Here is a 15541-nt window from a genome sequence, read left to right on the forward strand (position 1 = left end):
TCACTCACCGGGTCCGTTAATGCATGACATGTTCATGGCCAAGAGCATCTCCACATAGCCACTCTCAAGGTTTCTTTTTATCCTCTTGGAGAGCTTTCTCAGTTCGTGTTCATTGAGAGGTTCTTTGCTTTTTAGCCACTTTATGAGGCCATCCCTCCTGTCTAGAATTACAACTTCTCCTTCTGGGATCAGGGGGACGTAGTTCATCTTAACCCCGTAAAGTTCTTCGGCAAAGGCAAGCTTTGCCCTCAGGAGTTCTAGGTAGTTGGCCAGATCCTCCCCGAGGAGTTCTCTTACAAGCCTCTTCATTCTTCCACCAGCTGTACTTTGTTGGACAGGTTTATTAACCTATCGGGCAGATGTGGGTAGGAAAGGTGATAAAGCTCAATAACGTATCACGCCCGGTGAGACCATGTTTATGAAGTACGCCCACCATTTTCACGCCTATCAGCCTGGCGATATAGTTTACGTCAATGACGGTGACGGCTCCGGGCCGATAGAGTATGAAGAGAGAAAAAGCCCCGTTGCAGTAAGAATCGGCGATGAAGAAGTCAGGGGTGAGAACTGGACGAGGGCTATGCTCTACTCCTACGAGAGGATCTCCGAGGTTCTGTCAAGGCTTAAAGGGGTCAGCGTCGATATCGAGCCCTTCACTTTTTTCATGCTTCTCCGCTACCAAAAAAAGGCCCTCGAAGAAACCGTCGAGCTTTTTGAATCAATTGACGCGGTTCCAACCGTTCCGTTTCACCCGATAATGCCCCACCTCGATGAGTTCGAACAGAAAATCCTCGCTAGGGTTTCCTTTGACTTCTACGCTCCTCTAATCGGGGATAAGCCGGTAATCGGCTACTGGCTCCCGGAGGCCGTGATAACGGGAAAAACCGCCCAGCTCATCGAGTCATTGACCGAGAAAAAGCTCGTCTTCCTGCTCGATGAAAGGCAACTACTCTACGACTTTCCGCAGGCGAAGTACTCCTGCAACCGCTACGGTAACTCCTTCGTTTTCGGTCGTGAGTGGAGCCTGAGCGACGCCTTCGCCTTCAACACCCTCGACGTCTCCGGGCTGGTAAACGAGACCCTCTCGCGGAGGGACGAATACAAAGAGAAGCTCGGCGTCCCCTATCTCATTTTCACCGCGAGCGACCTTGAGAGTCTGCTCGGTAATCCGGCACAGCTAGACCGCTTCGTTGCGTGGATGGATGCTCTTGGGAGAAGCAGAGTTGAGAGGATCTCTGCTCCTTCCTTCGTCTGGAGGAAGCTCTCCAGCGAGTTCAGGCGCCTTGAGGGTGAATGCTCCTTCGAGATGCCGGTTAAGGACTACTCGAGCTGGAGCGACTACTTTGATCTGAGCCTTGACGGCAAGACGAGCGACTCGCGCTGGCTCGGTTACAGGAGGGTCGATGGGCGGGTCTTCGCGAGGGAAGTAGACGGAAGGAAAATCTCCCAGCTCTGGAAGGTCGCCTTCACGCGCCTTTTCGGCGAGCTCAACAGAACTGTGAGGCTCGGCGTTTTAACGGGCCTGAAAGAGCTTAACGCCGGCCCAGAGGAGTTCCTGGTCAGGTACGCGAGGATCTTCTTCAGGGACTACTACGGTTACTTCGGCATTGAGACCTCTCTCGACTACGTGCTTGAGCCTGCCGGTGGAGACAGAAATGCTCTGAAGCTCGGAAGGATTTACTACCTTATGCTCCTCGCCAACCACTCCTGCCCGCGTTTCTGGGAGAACCTCGACACTCGCGTTGCCTTCTCCAACGTCTCAGTAATGGCGAAGGCTCTGATTGAGCTGATGAAGTATTTCGAGGGAAGCGAGCTTTGGAGTCTCTTCCTCGGAGCCTATCTAAAGCTCCTCAACTTCGAGAACCTCTACCACCTCTGGAAACTCTCCGCAATGCCCTCAATGGAAGGATGGGAGACAAGCGAGAAGGCCTGGCACGAGGCCTTGAAGCCAGAGGTCCCGACTAGCGGCTACAACGTCGTGACGAGGGCCGCGCTCTACGTAGGAAAACGTGACCTTAGAGGTGACTTGAGGGGCATCATCGAGGGCTACAACCTCGAGTGGGCCGTTGCGGATACCGGTCACATTGCAGGTGAGAAACACGGTCTCTGGGAGAATCCCCAGTACTGCGAGCACGGGCGTTAACCTTTAATGTTCCATTTTTCCCTGCTTAGGAAGAGATACGCCTCCTCCTCCAGCTCCTTGGGAACGTAGTTTAACAGGATATCCGCCCTCCTGATTGCGTCCCTTATTCCTTTTCCGAGCGATACCTGGTTCTTTTCGAGAAGTTCGATGATAACATCCACGACGCTCTCCCGGACGAGCTTTTCCGAGTAGAGCCTTTTCCCTATTAGCCAGACCTTTTCATTTTTCCTGTAGAAGTCCCGCCCCCGCTCGGTGAAAAACTCCGGGCCGGGTTTAATTTTCACCCTCTCGCGCCTTTCCCTGTCGAGTTCGAGCATTATGAAGGCTCTGCCTTTTCTCCCGACGTCCCAGCCGAGGACTCCGAAGCCTTCCCTCTCAAGGGTCCTCTCAAAGCCCCTCGCGCTCCTCTCCAGCTGGGGTAAAAGGACATCGTCCACCATATCGGGGACATTGATCAGGAGCGTTACAAGGGCTGTTCCCCTCTTCCTCAGCTCGTCGAGGTAGCTCCCCTTAGGCTTCTCCGGTGGGAAGAAGAACCCGACCGAGGGATTCTCAAGGAACTCTATGCTCTTGAAGTAGAAGCGCCCGTACTTCTCCCAGCTCAAGTTGGCCGAAACGTTCCGCCTCGGGTCGACGGGGTCTATCACTATCAGAGGTCTGTCCTCCTCGGTTTCCCTCTTCACGGTCTTGAGCGCAACCTCAGGCTCTTTTCTCAGCCAGTTCTCTGGGTCTATTATCTTCTGCCTCAGTAGGAAGTCCGCCTTCTCGACAACATCGAGGAAAGAACCGTACTTTATGACGAGGATTTCGGCCAAATAGCCGGAAAAGCCCCTAACGTAAATCTCGCTCCCGTAGGCGTTGATGCCCTTCAGGAAGCGCTTGAGCAGTCTAACTTCGTCGTTCCGCCCCCTGAGGTTCTCATTCACCCACCTCGTGTGGAGTATCGAGCGGTCAACGGCAGTTCTCACATCCCTCCAGTTTCCGACGTCGTAGCAGGGCACGAGGTCAACGCGCACTCCCCTGTATCTCGCCCGGACGTAGGGGTGTTCCGCGTAGGCTATCTCGTGGGAGTCGAGTTTTTCGGCTATGGCTTTTCCGAGTTCCAGACCTTTTTTCCTCAGCTCCTCAAGGGGAGTTTCGAGGGGAAAGGCCAGGAATAGGTCAATGTCGTGGTCTCCAGCCAGATAAGTATCCTTCGCGAGTGAGCCGACGAAGTAGGGCCTAGCGTCGAGGCCGAGCTCCTCTATTCTCTCCTCGGCTATTGTTCTCAGCTCCTCCATCAGGCCTTTCACGAAGGCTCTCTCTTCATCGCTTGGCCTTATCCTTTGAATGACTTCGCTGAGGACTTCTTCCATCTCCATTGCACTCACTCCGCGAGCTCGAACTTCGCTACCGTCTCGTAAATCGGACCCTTTGGCGTCAGCGTGCTCTTCTTCAGCTCTATGGCCTCGACCTCGAACTCGCCGAAGTCCTCGTTGGCAAGATCTTTGAGCGCCATCGCCAGTTCAACCTTATCGCGGACGAACTTGACGCGTCCGATTGTTATGTGGGCCACGAAGTCCTTGTCCTTCTTGAAGCCTAAGCGACGCATCTCGCGCTCGACGTCGTTCGCTATCGCTTTTATTCCCTCGTCGTTCTCTATTCCGGCCCATATCACCCTTACGTAGTTCGGGTTCGGGAAGACGCCGATTCCCTTAACGCGAACGCGATGCTTTTTGTGCTTTCTCGCTATCTCGGCTAGGGCCTTCTTAACCTCTTCCGCCGTTACCTCGTCAATCTCGCCGAGGAACTTGAGCGTGACGTGGAAGTTCTCCCTCTCGACGAACTTTATCTTGGCAGCTTTGCTCCCTATCCTCTCTTGGGCCTTCAGGAGGTTGTCGCGAACCTCGTCGCTCACATCAATCGCTATGAACGCCCTCATACCACCACCAGGAAAAGTTGGGGGAGGGGTTAAAAGGGGTTACTCCCTCACCACAACCGGGAACTCCTCCCAGGGGAAGACTATCCATTTGTCTGTGCGGAAAACGTAGAAGTCGGGAACGACCTTCGTCCAGGGCTTCATGCTGAGGCAGGCAACCTTAACCTCCTTCGCCCCGGCCTTCTTGACCTCCTCGATGACGACTTCAAGGGTCTTCCCCGTGTCGCTCACATCGTCAACTATGACGACCTTCTTGCCTTCCAGTGAGCCGTGGAGTGGAATCGTTATCTTCGGCTTCTCCATTCTCTCTTCGATGTCCTTGTAGAACTTGACGTCTATGACCTTGAGCTCGACGTCTCCTAAAACGTGGCTCAGTCTCACGGCCGGGATTAAGCCTCCCCTCGCGATTCCAACTATCACGTCGGGCATGAAGTGCTTTCGTATCTCCTCAGCGAGCGCGAAGACTGCTCTATCAACCTGCCACCAGGTCAGGTAAACCTTGTCCATGTTAACACCTCCGAATAGCGTGAGTCCTCAACGGCAAACTTAAGCTTTGGGTGAGTGGTGGAAGTTAAAATGAAGGGCTTAAAAATCCTATTTTGGCAGGAAGATGTTAAAATACCCGAAGGGGGACAAGATTGGGAAGCAGAGAAAAGGAGAAATAACGATGCATCAGCTAATCACACACTTGCTCCATCCACAGCGCGGGCAGGTGGCGCAGCCGCTCTCCATCCTGAGCTCGACGAGTTCTCCGTCCCTCTCGTAGCAGACCGGGCAGTAGGCAACCCCAAGGAGTTCCTTAATCTTCTCCTCAGGAATCTCCGGCTTCTCCGCGTGGTGGGGGTGCTCACGAACGGGAGGTTTAGCTGGTGTGATGTGAGCGACCGAAAAGGTCAGTCCTGAGGGGAGAGCGGCTTTCCCCTTCCCGTTGGTGCCGTTGAGGATGGCCTCGACGTTGATGAACTTGGCCAGCCAGGGCTCGGCCTCGACAACGGCCTTCAGCTTCTCGACCGCGTACCTGCTCGGCTTGGCCGGGACGCGCTTCCTCTTTTCTCCCTCGACGCTGTAGACCTGCACCGAGAGCGAGCCGTCGCGGTAGACTGTTATTCCCTTACAGCCGAGCTTGTAGGCGAGCAGGTAAGCGGCTTTGACGTCCTCCACCGTTGCGTCGTTCGGCATGTTTATCGTCTTGCTCGCGCTGTCGGTGAGCCAGAGCTGGATGTTGGCCTGGGCCAGTATGTGGTCGAGCCAGTGGACGTCCATCGAGGTGACGAAAACGCGTTGCATGTCCTCGGGAATCTCTTCAAGCCCCTGCACTGAGCCGTAGTTGTCGCTTATCTTCTTGAGTATCTCGTCGCTCCAGAGCCCGCGCTTCTTGAGCTCTGCCTCAAAGACTGGGTCAACGTAGTAGAACTCGCCGACGGTGACGCTCTTCTTGTAGACGAGGGCAAAGATTGGCTCGATTCCGCTGGAGGTGTCGGCTATCATCGAAACACTTCCCGTTGGCGGGCAGGTAGTTACCATGCCGTTCCTGACGCCGTGCTTCTTGATTTCCTCGACGAGCTCGTCCCAGGGCAGATTCCATATCTCGCGGTGGTAGAAGCCCTCGACCGGTAGCTCACCGTCCTTGTATCTGCTCTTCTCGTAGAGCGGGAACGTTCCGCGCTTTTTGGCCGCTTCAACGCTGTACTTGTAGGCGTAGAAGGTGAGGTACTCGGTGGCCTTCCTCATGAAGGCGAAGCCTTCCTCGCTGTTGTAGGGTATGCCAAGCTTGAAGAGGGCATCTGCCAAACCCATCATTCCGACGCCAATCCTCCTCGTGAGCTTGGTGTTGTAGTCTATCTCTGGAAGCGGGAAGCGGTTGACGTCGATGGCGTTGTCGAGGTATTTGGCAACCTTCTGAATCACGTAGGCGTACTCGTCCCAGTCGAAGTAGGGCTTCCCTTCGTCGTCATACTTTACAAATTTGGCAAGGTTTATGCTCGCGAGGTTGCACGACTCGTACTCGTAGAGGGGCTCTTCACCGCAGGGGTTAGTGGCCCTTATCGGCCCTCCCTTCGCTGGCTCCAGGACGTTCCTCCTGTTGATGACGTCGAAGAATATGACTCCAGGGTCAGCCTTGCTCCAGGCCATGAAGGCCAGCTCCTCGAAGAGGCTCTTGGGGTCTATCTCCTTGACCTTCTCTCCCGTCCTCGGGTTGACGAGTGGGTAGCGCTTGCCATCTCTCAGTGCCTCCCAGAAGTCCTCCCAGATGCCGACGCTGATGTTGAAGTTGCTGAGCACGTTGGTTCCTATGTTTTTCTCCTTCGCGTGGATGAACTTCTCTATGTCGGGATGCCAGACCTCCAGGATCCCCATGTTCGCTCCGCGCCTTACGCCTCCCTGCTTGATGACGTCGCTGACGGCATCGATGAGGTGCATGAAGCTGACCGGGCCTGAGGCAGCCCCGGCCGTAGAACCGACAAAATCCCCCTCGGGGCGGAGCTTTGAGAAATTAAGGCCTGTACCTCCACCGCTCTTCTGTATCATGGCCACATCGTGCGCCGCCTTCATTATGCTCTCCATGTCGTCCTCTATCGGCACGACGAAGCACGCTGAGAGCATTCCAAGGGGTCTGCCGGAGTTTATGAGCGCCGGCGTGTTGGGCATGAACACCTGTCCCGTCATCAACCTGAAGTACTCCTCCACCTCGCTCTCGTAATCGTCGAAGGCCCCGTTTTCGAGCATCCCCAGGAACTCGTCTATTGAGACCTTCATCCTGCCCTTCTCCGCCAGCTCGCGGTAGAGGTTCACGAGCCTCTCGAAGTGGTACTTGTTGAGCTTGAAGCGTCCGATTGAGTACCTTCCGTCGAACTCTTCAAAGTGCTCGAGGTAGTATTTGACCCTGCTCAAATCCTGCTCGTGCTTTCCGTTCTTGTCGTAAACGCGCTCATCGTAGAGTAAATCTGGAATGACCGCGAGAGTGGCGACCCTCTCAAAGAGCTCCCTGGGGCTCTCGATTATCTCCCCCTTCTCGTTCCTTATGAGGTATCTGCTCGCTAAAACGCGGAGGGCGTTGAGGGAAAAGCGCTTATCTATCTCATCGAGTCTATCCTTGTTGAGGATTTTTTTCTTTTCTTCCCTGATTTCGGCCTTCTTCTTGCGGTAGAGGATGTAGGCCTTGGCAACTTCAAAGAGACCGGCGCGCATGAGCTCGAGCTCAACGATATCCTGGATGTTTTCAATGTGAGGAACCTGTCCGTCGTAAAGCTCGTTTATCCTCCTGACAACCCTTCTGACGACCCTGTTGAGGAGCTTGTCGTCGTGAACACCAACTTCCAGCATTGCCCTTTTTATAGCCCATCTTATACGCTCCCTATCAAAAGGTACGATTCTACCGTCCCTTTTCATCACTTTTTCAACGGCCATATAAACACCCCTGTCTTATAGTTTCGGGTTATTGTACCTTTTGGTAAAAGCATCAGCGGAATCCTTTGGGATTCACCCCTAAATATACCTTGCCCCATCAACCGCTGGCGAAATGACAATAAACGCCGGTTTACTTTGCTCATGGTGTAATGAAGTAGAAAAAAGAAGTGTCGGATAATTTGTCCATTTGCTAGAGGGCCTCGTACATTATCTTGAGCCTGTAAACGTGTTTCAGCTCTTCTCCGGCCATCATTCTGAAGATATGACCAAGAGAACCGCCTAGTATCTTCGAAAGTTTTGAGTACATCTCATAGGCATGCTGCTCCCGGATCAGCGCCTCCACAACGAGTTCCTCCAGACTTTTAGGCTCGGCCCTTTCATCCTTCAAAACGGGCTCAAGGGAGAGGGCATCGAGGTAATCTATCATCTCGCTCTCTTCGAGACTTCCCTCCGAGAGCATTGACTCCAGAGTTTTTCGGTGTCTGAGCTCTTCTTCGGCCATCAGTCTAAATGTGTCCGCAAACTCGATTTTCTCAAAAGTTGCAAAGGTTTCACCCAGCTTGTGGAGGTTGTAGAGTTCATTTTCTTGGCGTATTAGAGCCTCCAGGAGCTCTTTAACGTTCATTCTAATCCCCCAATACCGTTGAGAGGTAATCCTTGAGCTCTTTAATGCTCGGGAACACGAGATCCGGTCTTACGTTGCTTTTTTCCAGATCTTCTAGACTGTTTACCCCTGTCAGAACCATTATCGCTTTCATTCCAAAGCGCTTGGCAAAAGTTATGTCTGTGTCCAGCCTGTCCCCCACCATCCAGATCTCGTCCACAGGTCCGAGTTTCTCCTTGGCGACCTCGTAGGCGGGTTCGTTGGGTTTTCCTATGATTAGAGGTTCCCTTTCCGTCGAAGCTCTCAGTGCCGCTATGATTGCCCCTGCCCCAGGGTAGAGGCCTTCTTCCGCTGGGTAAGTCGTGTCCGGATTCGTTCCGATGAAATTTGCCCCGTTCCTTATTGCCAGGGTTCCGTACTTGAGCTTCTCGTAGGTTAAGTTCGGGTCGAGACCGACGACTACGTACTCTATTTCCTTCCACCTGCCTGCCCTGCAGTCTTCAAGACCAATGATCCCCCATCCGAGGCTCTCCATTTCGATCTCCAGTCCTTTACCCCCTATTACAAAGATCCTTCCAGGCTCGAAATGCTTTTCCATATAGATCCTGGCCGCGAGACCCGATGTAACGATACTGCCCGCAGGAACATCGATACCCATGTGGAGGAGTTTCTGCCTGTACATCTCAGGGGTCCGCGTGGAGTTGTTGGTGAGAAATACGAACGGAATTCCCCTTTTCTTGATGAACTCTATCGTCTCCCCGGCACCGTCAATGGGCCGGTTTCCTCTGTAAACGACACCATCCATGTCAAAGATTATCCCTATCATATTCATCCCGGAGTAGAAGAGGATGGGGCCCTTTAAAAGTAAATCGGATAAATCGGAAAATCGAGAAATCAGAGCTCAAGGCTTTCGCCGGGTTTGAGAATGACGACCTCGGCCTTGTCCCCAACGAGCTTCTTGAACTCCTCTGGATCTGCTGAAATCGGGGGCCATGTGTTGTAGTGCATCGGGACGACCTTCTTCGGCTTGAGCAGTTCGACGGCCTTGGCAGCCTCCCTCGGACCCATCGTGAAGTGCCCGCCTATTGGGAGCAGGGCAACGTCAATCGGGCCGTAGAGCTCGGCAAAGAGCCCCATGTCAAGGAACACGAAGGTGTCGCCAGCGTGGTAAATCGTCTTTCCGTCGAGCTTGACGATGTAGCCACACGGGTTGCCGATGCCGTACTTGCCGTCGCTGCTGGAGTGCCAGGCAGGAACCTGGACGATTCCGACGCCGTCTATTTCAGTCGGCCCGTAGTTCATGCCGATGACCTCAACGTTGCCCTGCTCGCTGATGTAGTTGGCTATGTCGTACATCGCCACTATCTTCGCGCCGGTCCTCTTGGCTATCTCGACCGCGTCTCCGATGTGGTCGCCGTGGGCGTGGGTAACGAGTATCAGGTCTGCCTCAACTTCCTCGGGCTTCACAGCCGCCTGCGGGTTGCCGCTGAGGAACGGGTCTATAAGGATTTTCTTGCTCCCCTCAATCAGAAAAGCCGCATGGCCGAGGAACTTCACCTTCACCATCACCACCACCTCCGAGAATAAAATAACCAGAGCTTACTTAAACCTTTCGATGGCCTAAAAAGCCCACCGATGAACGTAAAGAGCTCAGCGATGCCCTAAAATTCTCCGATGTCCTATTTGGGAAAGCTTATATACGATTCGGCGGAGATTTAAACGGTGAGGTTCATGAACCTGGACTACTTCTTCAAACCGAGGGGCATAGCCATCATCGGTGCATCAAACGACCCGATGAAGCTCGGCTACGAGGTTTTTAAGAACCTCAAGAAGTACAGGGACGGAAGGGTTTACCCCGTCAACGTCAAGGACGAGGTCGTTCAGGGAGTTAAGGCTTACAAGAACGTCAAGGACATCCCCGACGAGGTGGACCTCGCGATAATCGTCGTCCCCAAGCGCTTCGTGAAGCAGGCGATAATCGACTGCGGTGAGAAGGGTGTTAAGGGAGCGGTCATCATAACGGCCGGCTTCGGCGAGACTGGGGAGGAAGGCAAGAAGGAGGAGCGCGAGCTCGTCGAGATTGCCCATAAGTATGGAATGCGCCTGATAGGCCCGAACTGCGTCGGCGTCATGAACACCCACAACGACATGAACGCGACATTCATAATGGACGCCAAGAAGGGGAGCATAGCCTTCGTGAGCCAGAGCGGTGCCCTGGGGGCGGGAATCGTCTACAAGACCGTCAAGGAGGGAATAGGCTTCTCCAAGTTCGTGAGCGTCGGCAACATGGCAGACCTTGACTTCGCGGAGCTCATGGAGTACCTGGCAGAGACAGGGGAGGACAAGGCAATAGCGCTTTACATCGAGGGGCTCAAGGACGGAAGGAAGTTCATCGAGGTCGCCAAGAAGGTCACCAAGAAGAAGCCCGTCATAGCCCTCAAGGCCGGAAAGAGCGAGAGCGGAGCTAGGGCGGCATCAAGCCACACGGGTTCCTTAGCCGGAAGCTGGAAGATTTATGAAGCTGCTTTTAAGCAGAGTGGAGTTCTCATTGCTGAAACAATCGACGACATGCTCAGCATGGCTCGCGCTTTCACCCAGCCGTTGCCCAAAGGAAAGCGCGTTGCTATAATGACCAACGCAGGTGGTCCAGGTGTTCTGACGGCCGACCAGATTGACAAGAGGGGCCTTAAGCTAGCCGACCTCGAGGAGAAGACGATAGAGGAGCTCCGTTCGTTCCTCCCGCCGATGGCCGCCGTAAAGAACCCCGTTGACATGATTGCAAGCGCTCGCGGTGAGGACTACTACAGGACCGCGAAGCTACTCCTTCAGGACCCGAACGTCGACATGCTCATAGCGATATGCGTCGTCCCGACCTTCGCGGGAATGACTCCAACGGAGCACGCTGAGGGTGTCATCAGGGCCGTCAAGGAGGTCAACAACGGAAAGCCCGTTCTCGGCCTCTTCATGGCCGGTTACGTCAGCGAAAAGGCGAAAGAACTCCTCGAAGAGAACGGAATCCCGAGCTACGAGAGGCCCGAGGATGTAGCTGCTGGAGCTTACGCGCTCGTCCAGCAGGCGAAGAACGCGGGAGTTTTGGAGGAGGAATGACTTTCATTTTTCATCAACTTAATTTCGGAGGTGTTGTTTGATGGCGAAGGTAACGGACATAGTGCTGTGGGATAAGCCCGGGGAGAGGGTTCTCCTGCTCGGGAACCACGCCATAGCTCGCGGAGCTTTGGAGGCCAACATAGCGGTTTTCGCCGCTTATCCTGGAACGCCAAGCTCAGAGCTTACCGACACTATGGCGGCCGTTGCGAAGAAGGCAGGAGTTTACATGGAATACTCCACCAACGAGAAGGTTGCCTTTGAGACCGCGCTTTCAGCTGCCTGGAGCGGTCTCAGGGCCATGACGGCCATGAAGCACGTCGGACTGAACGTTGCCGCTGACACATTCCTCAGCGCCGTCGGAATGGGCGTCGAGGGCGGTTTCGTCATAATGGTCGCCGACGACCCGAGCATGTGGAGCAGTCAGAACGAGCAGGACACGAGGGTTTACGCAAAGTTCGCCAACGTGCCCGTTCTCGAGCCGAGCTCACCGCACGAGGCCAAGGAGATGACGAAGTACGCCTTCGAGCTCAGCGAGAAGTTCAAGCACTTCGTCATTTTGAGGACGACCACGAGGAGCTCCCACGCGAGGGGCGACGTCGTTCTCGGTGAGCTTCCCGATGAGATAAAGCAGGGCAGGAGGAAGTTCGGGAACTTCAAGAAGGACCCGAGCAGGTTCGTTGACATCCCAGCCAACGCGAGGCGCTTCCACCCGCAGGTTCTCGAGAAGATCGAGAAGATTCGCGAGGAGCTCAACAACTGCCCATTCAACTGGATTGAGGGCGACGAGAACGCGAAGGTCGGTATAATAGCTCCAGGCTTAGCGTACGCATACGTCAAGGAGGCCTTGGCCTGGCTCGGCGTTGAGAACGTCAAGATACTCAAGCTCGGAACTCCCTTCCCGGTTCCCTACGGCCTGCTTGAGAAGTTCCTCGACGGGCTTGAGAAGGTTCTCATCGTCGAGGAGCTCGAGCCTGTCGTCGAGGAGCAGGTCAAGACCTGGGCCTACGATAAGGGACTTAGGATTCCGATTCACGGCAAGGATCTCGTGCCGAGGGTTTACGAGATGACCACGAGGAGGGCAGTTGAAGCCATAGCGAAGTTCCTCGGCCTCGAAACCCCGATTAACTTCGAGGAAATCGACGAGAAGTACGAGAAGGTTCAGGCAATGGTTCCTCCGAGGCCTCCTTCGCTGTGTCCGGCCTGTCCGCACAGGAACACCTTCTACGCGATTAGACGCGCTGCATCGCCGAGGGCAATCTTCCCGAGCGACATAGGCTGTTACACCCTTGGCGTATTGCCGCCGCTCAAGACCGTCGATACAACCGTCGCGATGGGTGCATCAATCGGCGTCGCGCATGGTCTGGACGTAGCCCTCAACGGAGTGCCCGGAGAAGAGGAGAGGAGAACTGGAAAGGAGAAGAAGATAATAGTCGCCACGATAGGCGACTCGACGTTCTTCCACACGGGACTTCCGGCTTTAGCGAACGCCATCTACAACCGCTCCAACGTCGTTATAGTAGTCCTCGATAACCTCGTCACCGCTATGACCGGCGATCAGCCCAACCCCGGAACCGGCGAGACCCCGCACGGGCCCGGCAAGCGGATTAAGATTGAAGAGGTCGCGAAGGCCCTCGGTGCCGATTACGTCAAGGTTGTTGACCCCTACGACATAAAAGCCACCGAGCGGGCCATCAAGGAGGCCCTGGCCGTTGAAGGCGTGGGCGTCGTCGTCGCGAGACAGCCGTGTGCTCTCTACAGGATAGGCCAGATGCGCAGGAAGGGCGAGAGGTGGCCGATTTATCACGTCATCGAGGAGAAGTGTACCGGCTGTAAGATCTGTATCAACGCCTACGGCTGTCCGGCAATCTACTGGGACGCCGAGAAGAAGAAGGCCAGGATTGATCCGACGATATGCTGGGGCTGCGGCGGCTGTGCCCAGGTCTGTCCGTTCGACGCCTTCGAGCCTATGAAGGAGGGTGAGTGAGATGAGGGAGTACAACATCGTTATCACCGGAGTTGGCGGCCAGGGAATCCTTACAGCAGCTAACCTGCTCGGCTGGGCCGCTTTGAGGGCCGGCTACAAGGTGCGCGTTGGCGAGGTTCACGGCATGAGCCAGCGCTTTGGAAGCGTTATCGCCTACGTCAGGTTTGGAGAGGACGTCTACGGCGCGATGGTCCCCGAGGGCAAGGCCGACGTCATACTGAGCTTCGAGCCCGTTGAAGCCCTGAGATACATCAACTACCTCAAGAAAGGGGGTTTGGTCTTCACCAACGCGAGGCCGATTCCCCCGGTTCAGGTCTCGATGGGTCTCGCGAGCTATCCAAGCCTTGAGGAGATAAAAAAGGTCGTCGAGGAGGACTTCGAGGCCAAGTTCATGGCCTTCGACGCCGAGAAGCTCGCAATTGAAGCTGGAAACATCATCACCACCAACGTCGTCCTCATCGGAGCGTTAACCCAGACACCAGGCTTCCCGCTCTCGGCAGAGCACGTCAGGGAGGTCATAAAGGTCAGCGTGCCGAAGAAGGCCGTTGACGTCAACATGAAGGCCTTCGACCTTGGAGTTAAAGCCGCGAAGGAGATGCTGGGGCTTTAAGGCCCTTCTCTTTTTATCACACTTTGAGAGCTTTCGCTAATTTGTTGTTTCCCGAAATATTTAACTTCTTCCCTGACGTAAACTAACTTACCCCCGGGTAAGCCACTTACCCTCCCGTAAGTTAGAACTCCCACCACTCGGACTGTACCTCTTTGACCCTCGCCACCGTTCTAAGGGCCTCATATGAGGGACTAACTGGGACCTCGCGGATTTCCCCGCTGAGGTAGCCCCTGATGAAGGCAGGCAAACCTTTGCCAAGTCCGACGGAGTAGCCACCCTCGAAAATCACCGCGAGCGGATAGCGCGAGAGCGTTGAACCAGCGTAGGCGAAGAAGAGTTCACTGAGGCGAAGCGTCGTCAGGTTCTCGCCGAGGAATCCGTCGAAACCGGCTGAGACAACCACGAGCTTCGGCCTGAGCTGGGCCAGAAGGGGGAGGACGACCTCGTCCCACGCGTAGATGTAGTCATCGTCTCCGGAGTAGTGGGGCATAGGCAGGTTGATTTTCGTCCCCTCTGCATTTTTTCCGCCGACGTCGTGCTCGTAGCCGCTCCAGGGGTAGATGTCGCGCTCGTGAAGGTCTATGTGAACTGCGTTGGGGTCGTTCCAGAGTATCTCCTGCGTCCCGTTGCCATGGTGGGCGTCGAAGTCTATGATCAAAACCTTTCCAGCGAGTTCCTCGGCAACCTTCGCCGCGTAGGCCGCGTTGTTGAAGATGCAGAAGCCGAGCGTTGAGGCGTTGAAGGCCCTTCCGGCTTTTCCTGCGTGATGTCCTGGGGGTCTAACGAGGGCGAGGGCCATTCCACCGGTTTTCAGAGCGATTTCAACGGCCATTTGAGAGGCTCCAAACGCAGTTAAAGCTGCCTCCCATGTGCCGGGTGAAACGTAGGTGTCCGGGTCGAGGTATGAAAAGGCCCTACTCTTCTCGCGGATGAGCTCAACGTAGTCCCTCGAGTGAACCATCAGGAGCTCCTCTTCTGGGACGGGAACCGGCTCGATGGGCTTCCACAGGTTTAACCGCTGGAGAGCCCTTACCGCCCTCAGCAGCCTGTCGGGGTTCTCGGGGTGATAGTCCCTTGGCCTGTGTTCGAGGAAGATGGGGGAGTACAGTGTAGTGACTTCAGAAGTATCCTTTATCATCGGACTCCCCTATCGCGCTTTTTATATGCTCCAGCAGTTCTTTCGCCTCTTCCATTTTCATACCAACCTTCTTTACGAGAAAGTTTATGATCTCCGCTTCACTCATCCCCCTCTGCAGTCTCTCAATTATCATCATGCCCAGCCGTTCGAAGATTGCCTCCTGGAACTCCTCGGTGAGTCCCAGTGAGTCCATCAGGACGTTCATCCCGACGAGGAGAGCCGTTAGTGCGTCGTTGAACTCCTCCTTTCCGAGGCTTTTCTCGTCAAGATCCACCCTCAGTGTTATTTCATCGTTCATCCCGCTGAGCGTGAACTTCAGCATGTTCATGCGCTCGTTCAGAACGAGTAGTGTGTGGTAAGTTTTAAGTCTCTCTTCGAGTCTCATGGCTATAGTTTCTATCCCCGAGGGGACAGCCAGCCGTATGAAGCCATCGGCAAAGACTACGTTAAGGATGAAGGGGATCTTCGGATGCTCGGCAACGTAGTGGTTTTCCTCGACCTTCTTGACTTCCCAGGGGAGATCGACGATATCTTCCGCATCGTCCCTACCGCTCCGGAGCCACTCCAGAACTGCCTCGCTCAAAATCACCACCGTAGAAACTACGTCGTTCCGGGTAAAATAATTTTGCCC

General features: G+C 54.8%; 14 protein-coding genes. 4 read left to right on the plus strand and 10 right to left on the minus strand.

Annotated features, from left to right (window positions below; genetic code table 11):
- On the minus strand, positions 1-309 hold the full coding sequence (locus TGAM_RS02130; protein ID WP_015858037.1) for a hypothetical protein: 309 nt from the start codon (positions 307-309) through the stop codon (positions 1-3).
- Positions 310-412: 103 nt separating this feature from the next.
- On the opposite strand from TGAM_RS02130, the gene TGAM_RS02135 reads away from it, so the two are divergent.
- Complete coding sequence (locus tag TGAM_RS02135; protein WP_015858038.1) at positions 413-2140, plus strand: hypothetical protein; 1728 nt, start codon at positions 413-415, stop codon at positions 2138-2140.
- Here the strand turns inward: TGAM_RS02135 and cca are convergent.
- From cca to TGAM_RS02170, 7 genes are all read right to left on the minus strand, one after another.
- A complete protein-coding gene (cca, locus tag TGAM_RS02140) occupies positions 2137-3501 on the minus strand; it encodes a CCA tRNA nucleotidyltransferase (RefSeq protein ID WP_015858039.1) in 1365 nt (454 codons plus the stop codon). The two genes, TGAM_RS02135 and cca, sit on opposite strands and share 4 nt — an antisense overlap.
- Positions 3502-3506: 5 nt before the next feature.
- Positions 3507-4061, minus strand: coding sequence for an RNA 2',3'-cyclic phosphodiesterase (gene thpR / locus TGAM_RS02145; RefSeq protein WP_015858040.1), 555 nt, complete (start codon positions 4059-4061; stop codon positions 3507-3509).
- A gap of 39 nt (positions 4062-4100) precedes the next feature.
- Positions 4101-4565, minus strand: a complete 465-nt coding sequence (locus TGAM_RS02150; RefSeq protein WP_015858041.1) for a phosphoribosyltransferase — start codon at positions 4563-4565, stop codon at positions 4101-4103.
- A gap of 165 nt (positions 4566-4730) precedes the next feature.
- Positions 4731-7466, minus strand: coding sequence for an adenosylcobalamin-dependent ribonucleoside-diphosphate reductase (locus TGAM_RS02155; protein ID WP_015858042.1), 2736 nt, complete (start codon positions 7464-7466; stop codon positions 4731-4733).
- A 190-nt stretch (positions 7467-7656) separates the two neighbouring features.
- On the minus strand, positions 7657-8091 hold the full coding sequence (locus tag TGAM_RS02160) for a ferritin family protein (protein WP_015858043.1): 435 nt from the start codon (positions 8089-8091) through the stop codon (positions 7657-7659).
- A gap of 1 nt (position 8092) precedes the next feature.
- Positions 8093-8902, minus strand: a complete 810-nt coding sequence (locus TGAM_RS02165; RefSeq protein ID WP_015858044.1) for an HAD-IIA family hydrolase — start codon at positions 8900-8902, stop codon at positions 8093-8095.
- A 62-nt stretch (positions 8903-8964) separates the two neighbouring features.
- Positions 8965-9636 (minus strand): metal-dependent hydrolase, encoded by a 672-nt coding sequence (locus TGAM_RS02170; protein WP_015858045.1) that lies wholly within the window; start codon positions 9634-9636, stop codon positions 8965-8967.
- A gap of 165 nt (positions 9637-9801) precedes the next feature.
- On the opposite strand from TGAM_RS02170, the gene TGAM_RS02175 reads away from it, so the two are divergent.
- From TGAM_RS02175 to TGAM_RS02185, 3 genes are read left to right on the plus strand one after another with little or no spacing between them, the layout of a single operon-like run.
- Positions 9802-11178 carry an acetate--CoA ligase family protein gene (locus TGAM_RS02175; protein WP_015858046.1) on the plus strand — a complete coding sequence of 459 codons (1377 nt, stop codon included), beginning with the start codon at positions 9802-9804 and terminating at the stop codon, positions 11176-11178.
- A 40-nt stretch (positions 11179-11218) separates the two neighbouring features.
- Positions 11219-13162: an indolepyruvate ferredoxin oxidoreductase subunit alpha gene (gene iorA / locus TGAM_RS02180; RefSeq protein ID WP_015858047.1), complete on the plus strand. Its 1944-nt coding sequence runs from the start codon at positions 11219-11221 to the stop codon at positions 13160-13162.
- Between the two features lies 1 nt (position 13163).
- Complete coding sequence (locus TGAM_RS02185) at positions 13164-13772, plus strand: indolepyruvate oxidoreductase subunit beta (RefSeq protein WP_015858048.1); 609 nt, start codon at positions 13164-13166, stop codon at positions 13770-13772.
- Between the two features lie 121 nt (positions 13773-13893).
- Here the strand turns inward: TGAM_RS02185 and TGAM_RS02190 are convergent, their stop codons facing one another.
- Together TGAM_RS02190 and TGAM_RS02195 are read right to left on the minus strand one after the other, a co-directional pair.
- Positions 13894-14910 (minus strand): histone deacetylase family protein, encoded by a 1017-nt coding sequence (locus TGAM_RS02190; RefSeq protein ID WP_015858049.1) that lies wholly within the window; start codon positions 14908-14910, stop codon positions 13894-13896.
- Positions 14891-15493 carry a DNA-binding protein gene (locus TGAM_RS02195; protein WP_015858050.1) on the minus strand — a complete coding sequence of 201 codons (603 nt, stop codon included), beginning with the start codon at positions 15491-15493 and terminating at the stop codon, positions 14891-14893. The genes TGAM_RS02190 and TGAM_RS02195 overlap by 20 nt, the downstream gene beginning before the upstream one ends.
- Positions 15494-15541: the final 48 nt, after the last annotated feature.

This window comes from Thermococcus gammatolerans EJ3, assembly GCF_000022365.1.
GTDB lineage: Archaea > Methanobacteriota_B > Thermococci > Thermococcales > Thermococcaceae > Thermococcus > Thermococcus gammatolerans.